The organism is Streptomyces sp. NPDC096013 (genome assembly GCF_044763565.1).
Lineage (GTDB): Bacteria > Actinomycetota > Actinomycetes > Streptomycetales > Streptomycetaceae > Streptomyces.
This window is the reverse complement of record NZ_JBIWGK010000006.1, coordinates 393,977-410,693: the sequence shown is the minus strand read 5'-3', so window position 1 is coordinate 410,693 and position 16,717 is coordinate 393,977. Positions and strand designations below refer to the sequence as shown.

Sequence of the window (16,717 nt, the reverse complement as noted above, 5' to 3'; positions counted from 1 at the left end):
ACGGGTCCGGTTATAGCTCCGGTTGCGTCTCCGGTGTGCGCGCCCGCTTCCGCGCCCCACCCCACCGCACCCCCACCCTCAGAACAACCCCTCCTGCACCCCCGGCGCGTCCCGCCTGAACTCCCGTACCGGCACGGTGAATCCCCCCGTGTCACCCCCGGAGGAACCCGCAGGGATCAGCTCCCACCCCGTCATCAGCCGACTGTCCAGCACGATCACCCCCCGCTCGGTGGCAAGGTGAAGATCCGGCCCGGCGGCGGCCACCACCTCCCCGCTCACCACCCCGCCCGGGGCCAGCCCGCTCACCTCACCCACCGCGGCCGGAAGTCCCGCGAGGCCGAACACCTCGACGTGGTCCACGGGGCGATACGGCTCGCGGCGCAGCGACTCCGGCCATTCGCGCAGCGCGACCGCGCGGACGTGCAGGTCGGCGATCTCGGCCGCCCGCTCCGCCGCCGACCCGGGCAACGCGGACCGTACGGCGCGCTTCTCGGCGTAGGGAATCCGGTCCGGTACCCGCAGTGCGGCGCGCAGGAGTTCCTCCGAGCGGCGGGCCGCCATCAGCGGGCCCAGGCCGAGCCAGCTGAAGCAGACGGCGCCCTGTTCAAGGAGCCGCGCGGAACCCCGCTCTTCGGCGGTGATGCCGACCTTGAGCAGGCCGGGGCCGAACCAGGCCAGATATACGTGGTACGGCCGCGGGTCGTCCGCGATGGTGTCGGCGGCCACCGAGTGCGCCCGGTCCAGCCGCGCGCACTCCTCGCACCGCGCCCCCGTACTCCGCTCCGGCACCGCCGCCCGCACCGGACAGGCGTGCCCCCGTGCCCCCACACATGTCCGCCCGCCCCCTTCCGCGACCGCGAAGGCCACCCGCTTCCCCCGGGGCAACGGGCTCCCGCGCCCGCCGTCCCACCTCAGCTCGGGACCGTCCGCCGTCCACCGCAGCCCCGAGCACTTCCATGTCTGTGCCATCCCTCACGAGATTAGACGGCGCCACTGACAATGCCCTCAGCCTGCGGTTTCACCGACCGGTGCCGACGCACGACCACTTCGAGGAACTCCGCCCCAGGGACGAGGAGTTGTGGTCGAGCCCTTCTCCTACGCGTGGGGGGGGTAAACCCGACCCCGTTGGTACAGCCCGCTCCACCAACGGTTCGGGAGACCGCTTCATCGTGCGCGGAACCGTACGACGGCATCGTTGACCTCAGCCGGTCAAGAGGGTCGGCGCAGGCCGGACGGCCGCCGTACGGAGGGACATCCCATGAAGTCGCTGCTCTCGCCGAAGCCGGGACTGGCGACCACGGGGGAGACCACGGGGACGATCGGGGAGAAGCCCGAGGAGACGGTCGCGCCAGGTGCGTTGGCGTCGTTCGTCAGGTTCGTGGTGTGCGGCGGCGGGGTCGGGGTGCTGTCCAGCGCGGCGGTACCAGTGCTGGCCGCGCTGATGCCGTGGGTGGCGGCGAACGCCCTGATCACGATCGTCTCGACCGTCCTCTGCACCGAACTGCACGCCCTGTTCACCTTCGGCACCGGTCGCCGTCCCGGCCTGCGCGAGCACTGGCAGTCGGCTGGTTCCGCCACGGCGGCCTACGCGGCCACGTCCGCGGCGATACTCGTCCTGCACACCCTCCAGCCCTCCTCGGGCATGCTCACCGAACAGATCGTCTACCTCAGCGCCTCCGCCCTCGCCGGCATCGGCCGCTTCCTGGTCCTGCGCCTGTTCGTCTTCGCCGCCAGGGCCCCACACACCGCGACAATCCAACTCCCGGCCCTCCCGACCCCCGTGTCCCCCGCCTTAATCTCCGGCGTACCGAACGGCAACGACTCCGCGTCCCGCGCGATGTCCTCGTACACCCGCCGCATGAGGCCCACCCCCGCAGGCCGCCGGCCACTCCACACCTTCCCGACGACCCCGTCCCCGAGTCGGTACACGGCCCCCTCGACCCCCACGCCGAGCGGCCGGACGTCCTGGTGTCCCCGGTCGACGAAGTACCGCGTCCAGCGGTCGGTGTGCGATTGGCGGTGATCGGCCATTCCTGAAGTGGACCATGCGACGGTGGCGGGCCTGCCCCGGATCAGCCCCCAGCGCATCGCCGAAGTGCCGCCGTCGTCCGATCGGGCCCGCTGGAGATCGCGGGCGGGGATGCGGCGGAAGGCAGGGGAAAGTGGAAGAAAGGGTGCAAATCGGTCGTCACCGGCGCAGCCCGTACCCCTGACTGGCAGGGCTTCTTCGGGCCCGGGCATGGTGGAGCGGCCCGTCGGGGTCTGGGGTCCGGTCTGGCGGGGCCGTGGAAACGCGGCTCGTCAGGACCATGGAACCCGGCCCGCCGTGGCCGTGGAAGCCCGGGCCGCCGTGACTAGCCCGCCCTGCGATACGCCTCGTCCATGTCCGAGAAGGCCGTCTGCCCGTCGTCGAGCAGCAGGGTCTCGTCCTCCCCGAAGTCCGGGGCCTGGAAGGGGTTCGTCGCCGGAGGGGGCGATCCCGCGTTGGGGTGGCGGGACGCCCCTTCCGGGGCGGAGAACAACGAGGTCAGGTCGATGAGAGGTCTCCCGTTCGTTTCAGGCCGCTGGGGCCTGGTGTGCCGTGACCGGGCACGGCGGTCCTACAGCTTGCTCATCTTGGCGTACGGACTCAGGATGCGCTCCTGGGCCGACCCGAAGTCGACGAGCACCGCGATTCCGTCCTCGATGCCGATGACCCGGCCGAGGCCGTACATGTCGTGTGTGACCTGGTCGCCGACGGCGAACTGCTTGGGTGCCGCCGCGGCCGGGGCCTTGAAGGGACTGGTGGGCAAATAGCGCTTCGGTGCAGCTGGCTTTGTCATTGACTCCAGTATGGGCCTAGACACGCCAGTCGCTGAGGTCGTCCGCATCGCTTGTTCATCACAGATCGGGCACTCGGGAACCACCGCGCCGCCCCGGACGTACCCCTCACGCCCCTGACCTGGCCCTTCCCGCACCCGCCCCGGAACCACCCGAAAACCGCGGCCCGCCTTCGAAACAACGGACGCCGGGGCACGACCAGGACGCGGCCGGACGCGACCAGGACACACACGAGAGGCCCCGGATCGCTCCGGGGCCTCTCGTCGATGTGCACTCGGCAGGATTCGAACCTGCAACCTTCTGATCCGTAGTCAGATGCTCTATCCGTTAAGCTACGAGTGCTTGTTTTCTCTTGTTTTTCTGTCTCGCTCCCGGCCCTTCCGGCCCGCTCGCGGCGACAGGAAGAACATTACATGACTGCCGCCGCCATGTGAAATCCGTTAGCCATACCCGTTGTGAGCTGCGGAAACGGCCTCCGAGCGACCCCAGGACGGCCCCCGGTACGACCGAAGCCCCGGTCGTGTGGACCGGGGCTTCGAGTGTGGTGCGGAGGCGGAGGGATTTGAACCCTCGATGGGATTTGCGTCCCAAACCGCATTAGCAGTGCGGCGCCATAGACCGGACTAGGCGACGCCTCCAGCATCAACCCCCCGCGCGAGCGCGAGTGGTGCGTGCAGATGATGACACAGACGAGCGCGCTGTCACCAATCGGCTCCTACGGTACTAGGTAGGCCGCCCGCAGGGCAAAGCCGTTGATGCCGGCGGCCGGGTTCGCAACGTCCGGGGGCGGCGGGCGTTAGTCAGGTCATGTTGCAGGTCAAGCGTCTCCTCGTGATCGCCGCCGCGTCCGCCGCCACCGTCGGCTCGCTCGCCGCACCGTCCGCCACCGCCCGCGCCCAGACCGCCCCCGCGGCGCCCCGCACCCTCGCGCCCCCACCGGTCCGTGACGAGGACCGCTCCGGCGGCGACCACCTCACCGTCACCGTCCGGGACACGGGCACCGCGGCCGACGGCACGCACGACCTGTACTGCCACCCCGGCGGCGGCACCCACCCGGACGTGACCGGCGCCTGCGAGGCCGTCGGCCGCAACACCCAGTGGGGAAAGGACCCCTTCGCCCCGGTCCCCCCGGACAGCATGTGCACGATGATCTACGGCGGCCCCGCCACCGCCCATGTCACCGGCACCTGGGCCGGCCGCCCGGTCGACACGACGTACGACCGCGGCAACGGCTGCGAGATCTCCCGCTGGAACGCGATGGTGCCGCTGCTGCCCGACCTCGGCGCCGGCCACTGAGGACGCCGGAGCCGCGTACGGGAGAGGCCGCGGATCGGCGGCCGGTCAACGATCGGTCACACGTTCTACGTCACTTCACCGTGCGACCTCCCTCTCATCTCACTCCGCGAGCACGACGACTGCCCTTAGACTCCCTCGCGTGACACGTCGCGGGCAGGTTGGCAAGATGGCCTCCGCGGTCGGCAAGGTGCGGTAACAGGGAGGAAGCGTCTCGTGAGCAGCAGGCCATCCCGAGGCGCTGCTCGCCTCGCAGCCATACTCGACGCGCTCCCGGACGCGTTGGTCCTGGTCAACGCCAACGGAACCGTGGTCAACGCGAACACCATCGCGCTGGAGGCCTTCGAGGCACCGGGCACCGCGCTCGTCGGGCGCGGACTGCTGGACCTGCTGCCGGAGTTCGACTCCCGGCTCATCCCCGGGTCCATGCGCCGCCCCGACTCGATGGACCCGCGCGGCCGGACCAAGCCCACCCGTATGACCGCCCGCCGCACCGACGGCTCCGAGTTCCCGGTCGAGGTCACCAGCGCCAACCTGGAGGACGGCCAGCAGGCCTACGACGGCTACGGCTACACCTCCGACGAACTCCTGATGCTCGTCGTGCGCGACCTCTCCGGGACCGTGGACACCGAGGCCGAACTGGCCCGTTCCCAGCGGCAGACCGAGATGATCCTGCGCGCCGCCGCCGAGGGCGTGGTGGGAACGGACACCGACGGGCGGGTCGTGCTCGTCAATCCGGCCGCCGCGCAGATCCTCGGGTACCGGGCCAGCGATCTCGGCGGCAAGGAACTGCACACCCTCGTGCTGCACTCGCGGGCGGACGGGTCGCCGTTCCCGTACGCGGAGTCGCCGCTCGCCGACACCCTGCGGTCCGGGCGCAAGCACCGGGTGCGCGGGCAGGTGCTGTTCGCGAAGAACGGGGACCGGGTCTCCGTCGACCTCACCACCGCGCCCGTGCGCGACGGCGACCAACTCGTCGGCGCCGTGATGACGTTCACCGACCGGCGGCCCTACGACTCGCTCGCCGAGGAGAAGGAGGCCGCCGACAAGCTGCATCGCGAGGAGCTGGAGCGGCTCGACGAGGAGCACGCCTCCGAGCTGACCTCGCTGCGCCAGAAGCACATCACCGAGCTGGAGGAGCTCCAGGAGCGGCACGAGGAGGAACTCGCGGCGAACGAGGAGCGGTACGCCGCCCTCGGGGAGCGCGAGAAGGACCGCTTCGAGGAACTGGCCGGACGGCACGACCAACTCCTCACGCTGCTCGGACGGTCGTTGCGCGGCCCCCTCGACGAACTGCGCCGCGAACTGGCCGCGTTGGCCGCCGATGACGCCGGGCAGCTGTGGCCCGAGGCCAACCAGGTTCTCCATCATCTGTCGGCCGGCTACTCGCGCATCACCCAGCTCATCGACAACGTGCTCGGGTACCAGCGGCTGGAGACCGGCGACGGGCAGCTCGCCCGGACGAAAGTGATGCTGGACGCGGTGGTCGCGGCCGGTGTCGACGGGGCCGTGGAGCTGATCGGGCCCGGGCGGGTGCAGTTCGCCGTGCACGCGCCGCCCATCGAGGCCGAGGTCGACCCGGCGCTGCTCGCGACCGCGCTCGCGCATCTCGTCGCGGATGTCGCGGGCGTCGACGCGACCGGCAACTCGCCTGTCTCGGCGGGCGGTTACATGGACAACACGGTCGTCGTGGCGGCGGCGCAGCGCGGTGAGGTCGTACGGATCGAGGTGCGCGGGCCGTACGCCGGGGGAGACCCGGTGCACGAGCCGATCGTGCGCGGGATCGTGCGGGCGCACGGCGGGGTGCTCCAGACGCACGACGTGCCCGGGATGAGCGGCAGCGCGTACGTCCTGGAGGTTCCGATCGGTGGCGGGGCGGGCGCGGTGGCCGCTCCGGCCGCGGCCGGCGGGGCCGAACTCGCCCTGCCCGAGCAGGCGTCCGGCACCAGCGGCCGGCGCCGGGCCCGGCGGTCCTCCGTGGACGCGTTCCTGGAGAGCGAGGCGCCGGGTCCCGACGACTCCTCCGGGGGCGGCGAGGCCGCGGTGCCGACCGGACGGCGCAGGAGGCGCGCTGGCGACGAGTCGGCGGCTGCCGTGGAGGCGGGCGGCGAGGGTGCGTCCGGCGGTACCGGGCGGCGGCGCGGGCGCGCGGCCGACGGTGATGAGAGCGGGTCCGGGGGTGTCTCCGAGGGCGCGGTGATGACGGCGGCGGAACATGCCGCCGGGACCGCGGCCTCCGGTACGGGGCTGGGCGGCACGGTGTCGCCACGAGGCGTGCCGGTGGGCGGCGAACGGCAGGCGCTGCCGGCCGCGTTGCCCGCGGGCGGTCCCGCCGATGCGTCCGGTGGCCCCGACGGCTCGGGCGACTCGGGTGGCGAGGACGGGCAGCCGACCGGGCGTCGCAGGCGGGCGCTGGCCGCCGCTGCCGAGCGGGCCGCCGCGCAGGAGGCGGGGGCGCGGACCGTGTTCGCGTTGCCGCCGGCCGACGCCGACCGGACACCGGACGTGCCGGCGGCCACGGCTGCGCAGGCGCCGGGGGTTCCGGTCGTGCCGGGGCAGGTTCCCGGGGGTGTTCCCGGTGGGCATCCCGGTGCCGACGGGCAGCACGAAGCCGTTCCGGTCGACCAGAGCGACGATCACACTCCGCCTCAGCCGCATCCCGCAAGTGCGCCGACCGGTCGGCGGCGTCGGGCCGTTGCCCAGCCGCAGCCTCAACAGCAGGCGCAGGTCGGGGAGTCCGGGGTCCCGGCCCCGGCGCAGCCCGGTGCGGTGGTTCCGGCGCAGGGTACGGCCGGGCAGGGGCAGCAGGGGGTTCCGGCGCAGGCCGGTACGGGCCGGCAACAGGGCGCAGTACAGCGGGGAGTCGGGCAGGCGGTCGCCGGGCAGCCGGGTGCCGCCACGCAGCTCGCTCCCGCGCAGAATCCCGCCGCTCCGGGACAGGCACCGGCGGGTCAGCCGTTGCCGCTTCCGGCGGAGGCGGTTCCCGGTCAGGGCGTCCCGGCTCAGGGCAACCCCGGGCAGCCGGTCGCGCCGCAGGGAATCCAGGGCCGGCCGGTCGCTCCACAGGGGATGCCGGGTCAGGCAGTCCCGGGGCAAGCGGTCCCCGGTGCGCCCGGTCAGCCGATTCCGCCGCAGGGTGTTCCCGGTCAGGCCGTACCCGCCCAGGGGCTTCCGGCTCAGGGACAACCCGTCTCCCCGCACGGCATTCCCGGTCAAGTCGCCCCGGTGCGGGGGCAGTCCGGTGAGCCGGTGCCACCGCAGTCGCTCCCGGCCGCACAGCCGACGCCGGGTGCGGGCACGCCCGGTGCGCCCGGCGCGGCTCCGGCCGCCGCGGTGGCGAACGGCGCCGAGACGGCCGTAGCGCCGAACGCGGAAGCGCACCCGGATACTCCTGCTGCCGCCGGTACTCCTGCTCCGGGCGTTTCCGTCGGTGCGCAGGGGCGGGCCGCTCAGCCGTTGCCTGCCGAAGCCGTCGCGCCCATCGATCCCAACTCCACTCAGGGGCGGGCGATCAGTGTGCGGACGCTGGGGCAGGGGGTGCCGTTCACGCGGCAGGCGGCTCAGGTGCAGCAGCCGACCGCCACTCCGCCGCCGCATCAGCCGGGTGGCGGCGGGCGGCGAAGGAAGCTGGGGACGCGGCCCGAACCCGCCGGTGGGGCGGGGGAGCAGGGCGGCCGGGCGCATCCGCAGGGTGAGCAGGCGCAGCCGTCCATGGCCGGGCAGTCGCGGCTCGCGCAGATGACCGAGGGCGCCGGACGGTCGTACGCCATAGGAGCACCGGCCGAGAACGCGGCCGAGGGGCCGGAGCCGTTGGACGGTCCCGGTGGGGCCGTCGAGGTCGCGGACACGCCCAGGCCGCAGCCGCTCGACGACGAGCTGCCCCCCGAGCCGCTCGACAATCCGCGCCGGCTGCTCGTGTGGCCCGCGCCGGACGTGACGACCACGCAGGCGCTGAGCGACCGCGGGTACCGGCCCGTCATCGTGCACTCGCGCGAGGAGGTCGACGCGCAGATCGCCGCGTTCCCGGCGGCGCTGTTCGTGGACCCGTTGACCGGGCCGATCACGCGGACGGCGTTGCAGTCGCTGCGGCAGGCCGCGGTGGCGGCCGAGGTGCCGGTGCTGGTGACCGCCGGGCTCGGGCAGGCCACGCGGGAGGCGGCCTACGGTGCCGATCCCGCCGTTCTGCTGAAGGCGCTCGCGCCGCGGGACAGCGAGCAGCATCCGCCGCGGGTGCTGCTGATCGAGGAGCACGCGGAGATCGCGCTGGCGCTGACGGCGACGCTGGAGCGGCGCGGGATGCAGGTGGCCCGGGCCGCGAGTGACGCCGACGCGGTCACGCTGGCCGGGCAGTTGAGGCCGAACCTCGTCGTGATGGATCTGCTCCAGGTGCACAAGCGGCGGGCCGGGATCGTCGACTGGCTGCGCGCGAACGGTCAGCTCAACCGCACCCCGCTCGTCGTGTACACGGCCGCGGTGGACCAGGCCGATCTGCCTCGGCTCGCCTCGGGGGAGACTGTGCTCTTCCTCGCGGAGCGGTCGACGAGCACGGAGGTCCAGTCGCGGATCGTGGATCTGCTGGCGCGGATCGGGACCAACTGACCGTCAACCCGCCTCAGGTGGCGGCTACTTGGCGATCAGTCGCCGTGCCGCCTCCTTGATGGACTCGCGGAGCCGGTCCCTGTCCGTGTCGTCCGCGCCCACCAGGACGCGGCGCATCTGCGGTACGACGACACCCCAGTTGGCCATCGCGACCAGCAGGAAGAGGAGGTCGCGGGCCGGGATCACGTCGCTCACGACACCCCGGTCCTGGCCGTCCTGGAGCGCGGCGACCTTGAGCGCGTAGTGCTGCTGGCGCTCGGCCTCGTCGGGCAGTTCGCCGGTGCCGTACTCCAGGCCCTCCCAGAAGAGGAGGCGGAGGAGTTCGGGGTGGGCCGCGTGATAGTCCATGAGCCGGTCGATCCAGCCCTCGATGTCGTCCGGGTCGACGGGGAGCGCGACGGCGAGGTCGAGCATGGACCGGCCGAGGACCTGGGTGAACAGCTCGGACTTGTTGCCGAAGTAGGCGTAGATCAGCTGCTTGTTCGCCCTGGCCTCGGCGGCGATGCGGTCGATGCGGGCGCCCGCGATGCCGTGCCGGGCGAACTCGGCGACCGCCGCCTCGAAGATCCGGGCCTTGGTGGCCTCGGGGTCTCTGACTCCCATGGGGCCAGGGTACTCGGCGGTGGGTTGTAACCAACTGGTTGGTTGACAGGGAATTCCGGGGCACCGCATGCTGTTCCAGCTGCCAACCAACCAGTTAGTTGCAAGAGCCGATCCGGGTCTCTCAGGGGCGTGCACGGGGTTCTCGTGCACGGGACCGACGTCCTCGTGGACGTTCCCGGAGTCTCCGCGGGCGGCTCGCGCGTCCCGCAGGTCCGAAGGAGTGCCACCGCTCATGTCCTCGGCAACCATCCCGCAGACGTCGGTCGAGAGGCCGGCCCCCACCGCCGCCGACCGCCTCTTCCTCGCCCTCATCGCCGTCTGTACCGCCGTGACGGCCGCCAACATCTACCTCGCGGGCCCGCTGCTCCCCCTCATCGCGCACGACTTCGGCTCGACCCCGTCCGCCGTGGCGTGGATCGCGTCGGTCGCGCAGTTCGGCTACGCCACCGGCCTCCTCTTCTTCGCCCCGCTGGGCGACCGCGTGAACCGGCGCTCCCTGGTCGCCGCGCTCTCCGTCGCCACCGCGGCGGCCCTGCTCGCCGGTGCCGCGGCCCCCGGCACGGCCGCCCTCGCGGTCGCCGTGTTCATCGCCGCGGCGGCGACCGTCGTACCGCAGCTCCTCGTCCCGCTGGTCGCCGAACGCGCCCCCGCGCACCACCGCGCCCGCCATGTCGCGGCCGTCATAGCGGGCCTGTTCACGGGCATCGTGGCCGCGCGGGTCGTCGGCAGCCTGGTCGGCCAGGCCTACGGCTGGCGGGTCGTCTTCATCGGCTCGGCCGCCCTGACCCTCGCCCTCGGCCTGGCCACCGCGTACGTCCTCCCGTCCGAGAGGCGCCGCGGCTCCGGCCCCCTGTTCGCCGGCCTCGCGGCCCTGCCCGGCCTGGTCCGCACCTCCCCCGACCTGTGGCGCGCGTGCCTGCGCCAGGCGGGGATGTTCGGCGCGTGGAGCGCCCTGTGGACGACCCTGGCCCTGCTGCTCACGGGCGGTTCCTACGGCCTCTCGACCGCGACCGCCGGCCTCTTCGGCCTGTTCGGGCTGGCGGCCAGTGCGGTGGCTCCGCTCGCGGGCGGGTTCGTCGACCGGTTCGGGGCGGGGAAGGTCGTACGGTCCGCTTATGTGCTCGCGGCGGTGTCCGTACCGCTGTTCTGGCTCGGCGGGCACGTCCTGTGGGCCCTGTTCGTCGCCGCGATCGTGATCCACACGGCCCTGGTCGCCTCCCACGTCGCCAACCAGACCCTCGCCCTCACCACCACCTCGACCCCGGCGACGGCCAACACGGCGTATGTCGTCGCGGGCTTCGCCGGGGGCGCGATCGCCTCGGCGCTGGCGGGACCGGCCTTCAGTCACTGGGGCTGGGGCGGGGTGTGCGTGGTCGCGGGAGTGTGGCTGGTGATCGGGTGGGGGGCCACGGCCGTGGGTGCGCGGAGGGGGTAACGCCTTGGGCGTGGTGAGGGTGTGAGGGTGCGCGTCATCGTCGTACGACCGCTTGGAGGCCGTACGACGATGACGCGGACGTGTGGGGTCAGAGCTGGGTGACGTCCAGGTCACCGTCGGCATACCGCCTGCGCAGCACCTTCTTGTCGAACTTGCCGACGCTGGTCTTCGGGACGGACTCGATGACCGTCCAGCGTTCGGGGAGCTGCCACCTGGCGATCTTCCCCTCATCGGCGAGGAAGGCGCGCAGGGAGACGAAGTCGGCGGTGGAACCCTCGCGGAGGACCACGGTCGCCAGCGGACGCTCGCCCCACTTCTCGTCCGGTACGGCGACCACGGCGGCCTCGGTGACGTCCGGGTGGGACATCAGGGCGTTCTCCAGGTCGACGGAGGAGATCCACTCGCCGCCGGACTTGATGACGTCCTTGGCACGGTCGGTGAGGGTGAGGAAACCGTCGGGGGAGATGGTGCCGACGTCACCGGTCTTCAGCCAGCCGTCCTCGCTGAACTTGTCGGCGGGGCGCAGGGGTTCGGCGTCGGGGCCGTTGTAGTACGCGCCGGCGATCCACGGTCCGCGTACCTCCAGCTCACCCGCCGACTCGCCGTCCCAGGGCAGCCGTTCGCCGCCGGGGCCGGAGAGCCGGGCCTCGACGCCCGCCGGGAAACGGCCCTGCGTCAGCCGGTACTCCCACTCCCGTTCGGTGCCGACCGCCTCGGCCGGCGGGCGCGAGACCGTGCCCAGCGGGGACGTCTCGGTCATGCCCCAGGCGTGACAGACCCGCATGCCGAGCTCGTCGAAGGCCGCCATGAGCGCGGGCGGGCAGGCCGAACCGCCGATGGTGACCTGGGTGAGGGAGGAGACGTCGCGGGGCCGGGCGGTCAGTTCGCCGAGGAGTCCCTGCCAGATGGTGGGGACGGCCGCCGCGTGCGTGGGGCGCTGGGTCTCGATCATCTCGGCGAGCGGGGCGGGTTGCAGGAAGCGGTCCGGCATCAGCATGTTCACGCCGGTCATGAAGGTGGCGTGCGGCAACCCCCAGGCGTTGACGTGGAACTGGGGCACGACGACCAGGGAGGTGTCCTGGTCGGTGAGCCCCATCGACTGGGTCATGTTGACCTGCATGGAGTGCAGGTAGATCGAACGGTGGCTGAACACCACGCCCTTGGGGTCGCCCGTGGTGCCGGAGGTGTAGCACATCGCGGCGGCCTGGCGTTCGTCCAGCTCGGGCCAGTCGTACGTGGTCGGCTTGCCGGCGATGAGGTCCTCGTACTCGTGCACGCGCGCGTGGGCGCCGTCGAGGGGGGTGCGGTCACCGGGGCCGGACACGACGACGTGCTCGACCGTCTTGAGGTGGGGCAGCAGGGGCGCGAGCAACGGAATCAGCGAACCGTTGACGATGATCACCCGGTCCGCCGCGTGCCGGACGATGTATGCCAGTTGCTCCGCCGGCAGACGGAGGTTGAGGGTGTGCAGCACCGCGCCCATGGCGGGGATCGCGAAGTACGCCTCGACATGGACGGCGTTGTTCCACATGAGCGTCGCCGTACGCTCGCCGTCCACCACCCCGAGCTCCTCCCGGAGGGCGTGCGCCAGCTGAGCAGACCGGTCACCGATCTCCTTGAAGGAACGGCGCTCCGGCTCCCCCTCACCGGTCCAGCTGATCACCTGCGATGTTCCGTGAACCGTGGACCCGTGGGTCAGGATCCTGGAGATCAGCAGCGGTACGTCCTGCATCGTGCTCAGCACGGCGTCCTCCCGGGGCGACATTGCCTACGCGGTAGTAAGGGTTGCGCTGATTCTGCGCACATACCGCACGGTATGTCACTAGGGCCGGGTGATCGATCACGTCACGTCGGGTGAGGGGAGGCCGTGAGGGTGGGGGCGGTGGCTCGGAAGCTCGGGCCCTCTACCGCACCACGCCCAGCTCCGGGTCCTCGCGCAGCTTGCCCAGCGCACGCGACACCGCCGACTTCACCGTGCCCACGGACACCCCGAGCACCTCGGCCGTCTGGACCTCGCTGAGGTCCTCGTAATACCTCAGGACCACCATCGCCCGCTGCCGCTCGGGCAACTTCGCGATCGCCCGCCACATCGCGTCGTGCAACGCCTGCTGCTCGGCGGGGTCCTCCGCGCCGCCGACCGTCTCCGGCTCGGGCAATTCGTCGCACGCGAACTCGTCGACCTTGCGCTTGCGCCACTGCGAGGTCCGGGTGTTCAGCAGCGCCCGGCGCACATAACCGTCCAGCGCCCGGTGGTCCTCGATCCGCTCCCAGGCGACATACGTCTTGGTCAGCGCCGTCTGGAGGAGATCCTCCGCGTCGGACGGGTTCGCCGTCAGCGACCGCGCGGTGCGCAGCAGCACCGGCTGCCTGGCCCTCATGTACGACGCGAACGAGGGGTACGTGAGCATCTGCCCCTGAGCCTGACCCCGCCCGGCGTGAGGCTTGAGTCCCTGGGCCTGGGAAGCCTGAGCGGCCTGGGCGGGCTGGGCCTGGGTCTGCGTGGCCTGTGCGGCGGGCCGCGTGGCAGGCCTTGCGGCCGGGCCCGGGGCGGGCCGGGCGGAAGGCCGGGTGGTGGCTCCTGCGGCGGCCCTTGCGGAGGCGTTCGGCGCGCTGGTGCAGACTGCTGTGGTCATGGCTCCACGCTATGAGTGACCCCCGCACCCGCGGATCGCCCGCAGGTCCCGAAGCGGACTCCGCCTCAGGTTGTAGGGGTGGGGCTGACTCCACCTCCTGAAGGTGGACGAGCGACTGACAGCTACTGCGGGTTTACCCCTGGGGGCTCACCCGTCCGAAGTAAGGGGCGTGGGAGCGACGGGGCCGGTAAGGGTGGTCGGGGCGGTGGGGGTTATCGAGGCCGCGGGGTCGTGACAGGGGGCGGGGTGGAGGGCGGCCGGGGTCGTGAGGGCGACCGGGGTCGCAGGCGCCACGAGGTGGCCCGGAGTCGCTGGCGAGGCACCCGGGGTCTCAGGCAGCGCGCGGCCGGCGGCACCCGCCGCCAGGCCGGTCAAAGTCGCAGGCCCCGCAACGCCGACGCGAACCCCCGCCGAGTCGACCGGGGCCTCGGTCAGCCCCCGCACAACGGAAGCCGCCCCCAGGCCACCCGGTGCCGTAGGCCCCGCAAGAGCCGTGAGCACCAGGCCCGACGTAGGCACGCCTGTCCCCGCGGTCACCAGAACCCGCTCGGCCCCCGGTATCCGGTTCACGGCGGTGCCCCGTATCTGGCGGACGCCCTCCGCGATTCCGTTCATGCCGTGGAGGTACGCCTCCCCGAGCTGCCCCCCATGCGTGTTGATCGGCAACCGCTCCTCGCCCACGAAATCCGCCGCCTCCCCCCTCCCGCAGAACCCGAACTCCTCCAGCTGCATCAGCACGAACGGCGTGAAGTGGTCGTACAGGATCGCCACGTCCATCTCCCCCGGCCCGCACCCCGCCGTCCGCCACAGCTGCCGCGCGACCACGCCCATCTCCGGCAGGCCGCTCAGATCGTCCCGGTAGAAGCTGGTCATCTGCTCCTGCGCCCGCCCCGCGCCCTGCGCCGCCGCCGCGATGACCGCGGGCGGACGCGGCAGGTCGCGGGCCCGCTCCACCGACGTGACGACGATCGCCTGGGCCCCGTCCGTCTCCTGGCAGCAGTCCAGCAACCGCAACGGCTCCACGATCCACCGCGAGGCCGCGTGCTCGGCGAGCGTGATCGGTCTGCCGTGGAAGTACGCCGCCGGGTTCGTCGCCGCGTACTTCCGGTCCACCACCGCCACCCGCCCGAACACCTCCGGCGTCAGCCCGTACCTGTGCAGATACCGCTGCGCCGCCATCGCCACCCACGACGCCGGTGTCAGCAGCCCGAACGGCAGTGCCCAGCCGAGCGCCGCACCCTCCGCCGACGGCTCCCGGTGCGTGACCCCGGAGCCGAATCTCCGTCCCGACCGCTCATTGAAGGCGCGGTAGCAGACCACCACCTCTGCGACCCCCGTGGCCACCGCCAGCGCCGCCTGCTGCACGGTCGCGCAGGCCGCACCACCCCCGTAGTGCACCCGTGAGAAGAACGACAACTCACCGATCCCGCACGCCTGGGCCACGGTGATCTCCGGATTGGTGTCCATCGTGAAGGTCACCATCCCGTCCACGTCCGCCGGCGTCAGCCCCGCGTCGTCCAACGCGGCCCGCACCGCCTCCACCGCCAGCCGCAGCTCGCTGCGCCCCGAGTCCTTGGAGAACTCCGTCGCCCCGATCCCGACGATCGCCGCCCGCCCACCGAGGGCATCGCGTGTCCTCGCGCTCATCCGGCCTCCCCCGATACATCGGGTACGACAGGTGCGGTCGATGCCGTCGATGCCGTCGGTACGGTCACCGTCACCGTGCCGGTCACATGGCTGCCGATGCCGTTCGCCCCGAGCACGCGGACCGTCGCCGTGTCGCCGTCGATCTCCTCGACCCTGCCGGTCAACACCATCGTGTCGCCGGGGTAGTTGGGCGCCCCGAGCCGTATCGCCACCTTGCGGAGCGTGGCCCCCGGTCCGAAGTGGTCCGTGATGTAACGGCCGACCAGCCCGTTCGTCGTCAGGATGTTCATGAAGATGTCGGGCGAGCCCTTCCGCCGGGCCAACTCCGCGTCGTGGTGCACATCCTGGTAGTCACGAGACGCGATGGCACCGGCCACGATCAGGGTCCGGGTGATCTCGATCTCCAGCGGAGGCAGTTCGTCCCCCGGTTTCAGGGACCGCACCGACTTCACGGACCGCACCGGCTTCCCTTCCGCTGTCATCCCTCGCCCACCTCCCGCTCCTTCTCTTCCTCCTCCGCCTCCGCCTCCTCGCTCACGATCAACTCCCCCAATTCCTCTAGCACTTCGCCCCCGCCCCCCAGATACGCGTCCAACTGCCGCCCCCACAGAAAGTGCCGATGCACCGGATGGTCCAGGTCGGCCCCCGCCCCGCCGTGCAGATGCTGACCCGTGTGGACGACGCGCTGGCCCGCCTCGGAGGCCCACCAGGCGGCGGTCAGCGCATGCGTGGCGTACGGCAACCCCGCATCGCGCCGCCAGGCCGCCTCGTACGCCGTCACGCGTATCGCCTCGATGTCCATGTACGCGTCGGCCGCCCGGAGTTGAATCGCCTGCCGCGTGGCCAACGGACGTCCGAACTGCTCCCGGGCATTCACATGAGCCACGGCCCGCGCGAGCGACCCGGCCCCCACCCCCGCCTGCAACCCGGCGAAGGCGATACGGGCGGTGGCCAGAACGTCCGCATAGGGAGACGGAGTTGGAGTCGAAGTTGGAGTTGGAGGGCGAGAGTGGGGCTGCCCGGCTTCGGCGCCGACGTGGACGCCCCCCGCCCCGAGCCGCTCCGCCGGCGCCCCGAGCCGTTCCGCCGACGCCCCGTCCAGCGTCAACCGCCCCGCCGCCCAAGGTGCCGTCAGCTCGACCGCCTCGACCCCCACGCCATCCGTGACCGGCGCGAGCCACAACTCCCGCCGCTCGTCAGCAACCAGCACATGCGTGGCATCCCGCAGCCAGGGCACCACAGGAACCGTCCCGCTCAACTCCCCCTGTGTGAAGCACCGTTGAGCCTCAGCTCCGTCACCCGCCCCCCGTGGCGGCCGCGCCCACACACCCCCCTGCCCCGAAACCGCCCCGCACACCACCACCGACCCGTCCCCGATCCCCGGCAACAACCGCGCCCGCTGCTCGGCCGAACCATGTGCCGCCACCGCCAGCAGCCCGTACACACAGGTCGACGCGAAGGGCACCTGGGCCGTGGTCCGTCCCTGCTCCTCCAGGAGGAGTACGAGCCCCAGCAGCCCCAACTCCGCTACAGCGCCCACCAGTCCGGCCGCGCACAGGGCCTTCCACAGCTCGGGGTCGCTCCCCGTCCCGGCCGCCGCGAGCCGCTCCGATGTCGCGAGGTCGCCGAAGATCCGGGCCGCCAGATCACGCGCCGCCGCCTGCTCCTCCGTAGGCGTGAAGTCCAT

At 72.2% G+C, this 16,717-nt stretch carries 11 protein-coding genes, 2 tRNA genes and 2 pseudogenes; 4 read left to right on the top strand and 11 right to left on the bottom strand.

Features of this window, described 5'->3' with window-relative positions:
* Positions 1 to 78 precede the first annotated feature (78 nt).
* On the bottom strand, positions 79 to 969 hold the full coding sequence (locus ACIRB1_RS22690) for a DUF2797 domain-containing protein (RefSeq protein ID WP_403466728.1): 891 nt from the start codon (positions 967 to 969) through the stop codon (positions 79 to 81).
* A 289-nt stretch (positions 970 to 1,258) separates the two neighbouring features.
* Between ACIRB1_RS22690 and ACIRB1_RS22685 the strand changes: the two are divergent.
* Positions 1,259 to 1,789: pseudogene (locus ACIRB1_RS22685) on the top strand (hypothetical protein); the annotation flags it as partial.
* Positions 1,790 to 2,354: 565 nt separating this feature from the next.
* On the opposite strand, the gene ACIRB1_RS22680 reads toward ACIRB1_RS22685, so the two are convergent.
* The 4 genes from ACIRB1_RS22680 to ACIRB1_RS22665 form a co-directional block, all read right to left on the bottom strand.
* Complete coding sequence (locus tag ACIRB1_RS22680) at positions 2,355 to 2,522, bottom strand: hypothetical protein (protein WP_352179763.1); 168 nt, start codon at positions 2,520 to 2,522, stop codon at positions 2,355 to 2,357.
* 78 nt (positions 2,523 to 2,600) lie between these two features.
* Positions 2,601 to 2,822: a hypothetical protein gene (locus ACIRB1_RS22675; protein ID WP_352179764.1), complete on the bottom strand. Its 222-nt coding sequence runs from the start codon at positions 2,820 to 2,822 to the stop codon at positions 2,601 to 2,603.
* Positions 2,823 to 3,089: 267 nt separating this feature from the next.
* Positions 3,090 to 3,162: transfer RNA gene (locus ACIRB1_RS22670), tRNA-Arg, on the bottom strand.
* 205 nt (positions 3,163 to 3,367) lie between these two features.
* A tRNA-Ser gene (locus ACIRB1_RS22665) sits at positions 3,368 to 3,458 on the bottom strand.
* 169 nt (positions 3,459 to 3,627) lie between these two features.
* Here ACIRB1_RS22665 and ACIRB1_RS22660 point away from each other — a divergent pair.
* Both ACIRB1_RS22660 and ACIRB1_RS22655 read left to right on the top strand, forming a co-directional pair.
* Positions 3,628 to 4,116 (top strand): SSI family serine proteinase inhibitor, encoded by a 489-nt coding sequence (locus tag ACIRB1_RS22660; RefSeq protein ID WP_403466727.1) that lies wholly within the window; start codon positions 3,628 to 3,630, stop codon positions 4,114 to 4,116.
* A 213-nt stretch (positions 4,117 to 4,329) separates the two neighbouring features.
* Positions 4,330 to 8,712, top strand: coding sequence for a PAS domain-containing protein (locus tag ACIRB1_RS22655; protein WP_403466726.1), 4,383 nt, complete (start codon positions 4,330 to 4,332; stop codon positions 8,710 to 8,712).
* 24 nt (positions 8,713 to 8,736) lie between these two features.
* Here ACIRB1_RS22655 and ACIRB1_RS22650 read toward each other — a convergent pair whose 3' ends face one another.
* Positions 8,737 to 9,315, bottom strand: coding sequence for a TetR family transcriptional regulator (locus ACIRB1_RS22650; RefSeq protein WP_403466725.1), 579 nt, complete (start codon positions 9,313 to 9,315; stop codon positions 8,737 to 8,739).
* A 232-nt stretch (positions 9,316 to 9,547) separates the two neighbouring features.
* Here ACIRB1_RS22650 and ACIRB1_RS22645 point away from each other — a divergent pair, with 232 nt between their 5' ends.
* Positions 9,548 to 10,750, top strand: a complete 1,203-nt coding sequence (locus tag ACIRB1_RS22645) for an MFS transporter (RefSeq protein WP_403466724.1) — start codon at positions 9,548 to 9,550, stop codon at positions 10,748 to 10,750.
* A gap of 88 nt (positions 10,751 to 10,838) precedes the next feature.
* Here the strand turns inward: ACIRB1_RS22645 and ACIRB1_RS22640 are convergent, their stop codons facing one another.
* The 5 genes and pseudogenes from ACIRB1_RS22640 to ACIRB1_RS22620 form a co-directional block, all read right to left on the bottom strand.
* On the bottom strand, positions 10,839 to 12,515 hold the full coding sequence (locus ACIRB1_RS22640; protein WP_403466723.1) for a long-chain fatty acid--CoA ligase: 1,677 nt from the start codon (positions 12,513 to 12,515) through the stop codon (positions 10,839 to 10,841).
* Between the two features lie 139 nt (positions 12,516 to 12,654).
* Positions 12,655 to 13,158, bottom strand: coding sequence for a SigE family RNA polymerase sigma factor (locus tag ACIRB1_RS22635; protein ID WP_403466839.1), 504 nt, complete (start codon positions 13,156 to 13,158; stop codon positions 12,655 to 12,657).
* A 714-nt stretch (positions 13,159 to 13,872) separates the two neighbouring features.
* Positions 13,873 to 15,030 (bottom strand): annotated as a pseudogene (locus ACIRB1_RS22630) (lipid-transfer protein); the annotation flags it as partial.
* Positions 15,027 to 15,464 carry a MaoC family dehydratase gene (locus ACIRB1_RS22625; RefSeq protein ID WP_403466838.1) on the bottom strand — a complete coding sequence of 146 codons (438 nt, stop codon included), beginning with the start codon at positions 15,462 to 15,464 and terminating at the stop codon, positions 15,027 to 15,029. The pseudogene ACIRB1_RS22630 and the gene ACIRB1_RS22625, both read right to left, overlap by 4 nt.
* A 44-nt stretch (positions 15,465 to 15,508) precedes the next feature.
* Positions 15,509 to 16,717, bottom strand: a complete 1,209-nt coding sequence (locus ACIRB1_RS22620; protein WP_403466722.1) for an acyl-CoA dehydrogenase family protein — start codon at positions 16,715 to 16,717, stop codon at positions 15,509 to 15,511.

What these genes read in the sequence shown, in the direction of transcription:
- ACIRB1_RS22650 (WP_403466725.1), bottom strand. Translation starts at nt 9,315, where the DNA reads ATGGGAGTCAGAGACCCCGAGGCCACCAAGGCCCGGATCTTCGAGGCG.
- ACIRB1_RS22675 (WP_352179764.1), bottom strand. Translation starts at nt 2,822, where the DNA reads ATGACAAAGCCAGCTGCACCGAAGCGCTATTTGCCCACCAGTCCCTTC.
- ACIRB1_RS22635 (WP_403466839.1), bottom strand. Translation starts at nt 13,158, where the DNA reads ATGCTCACGTACCCCTCGTTCGCGTCGTACATGAGGGCCAGGCAGCCG.
- ACIRB1_RS22690 (WP_403466728.1), bottom strand. Translation starts at nt 969, where the DNA reads ATGGCACAGACATGGAAGTGCTCGGGGCTGCGGTGGACGGCGGACGGT.
- ACIRB1_RS22620 (WP_403466722.1), bottom strand. Translation starts at nt 16,717, where the DNA reads ATGGACTTCACGCCTACGGAGGAGCAGGCGGCGGCGCGTGATCTGGCG.
- ACIRB1_RS22645 (WP_403466724.1), top strand. Translation starts at nt 9,548, where the DNA reads ATGTCCTCGGCAACCATCCCGCAGACGTCGGTCGAGAGGCCGGCCCCC.
- ACIRB1_RS22660 (WP_403466727.1), top strand. Translation starts at nt 3,628, where the DNA reads ATGTTGCAGGTCAAGCGTCTCCTCGTGATCGCCGCCGCGTCCGCCGCC.
- ACIRB1_RS22640 (WP_403466723.1), bottom strand. Translation starts at nt 12,515, where the DNA reads ATGTCGCCCCGGGAGGACGCCGTGCTGAGCACGATGCAGGACGTACCG.